The organism is Streptomyces tateyamensis, from assembly GCF_003205575.1.
In the GTDB taxonomy this organism is placed as follows: Bacteria; Actinomycetota; Actinomycetes; order Streptomycetales; family Streptomycetaceae; genus Kitasatospora; species Kitasatospora tateyamensis.
Window position 1 is genome coordinate 1 of sequence record NZ_PYBW01000165.1, and the last position, 381, is coordinate 381.

Below are 381 nucleotides of genomic sequence, written 5' to 3' on the forward strand. Positions count from 1 at the left end.
CCCCCCCCGCGCCCCCCCCCCCGCCCCCCAGGTCGCCCCACATGAACCAGACCCGCCCCTGCCCGGGGGTGCCGAACAGGTAGAGCACCAGGTCCGGCGCCAGGCTGATCCGCCCGAAGTCCATCGCCACCGTGGTGGACTTCTTCTGCGGCACGGCACTGGCGTCGTCCACCCCGGCGCCGGCCTCGGTCATCACCGCCTCGGTGGTCAGCGGCGGGATCTCGGAGACCGACCGGACGAACGTGGTCTTTCCGACACCGAAGCCGCCCGCCACCACGATCTTGGTGGACGTTGCCGAGCCCGCGACCAGCGGGACCCCGGGAACGGCATCAGAGCTTGCGAAGTCCACCCAGCACCCTCTCCAGCAGCACCCGCTTGGTC

At 71.9% G+C, this 381-nt stretch carries 1 protein-coding gene; it reads right to left on the reverse strand.

Translation table 11 applies throughout. The features are described 5' to 3' along the window. On the reverse strand, positions 1-349 hold a 349-nt coding region (locus C7C46_RS30975), incomplete at its 3' end, for a GTP-binding protein (protein WP_181442630.1). Between the last annotated feature and the right edge of the window lie 32 nt (positions 350-381).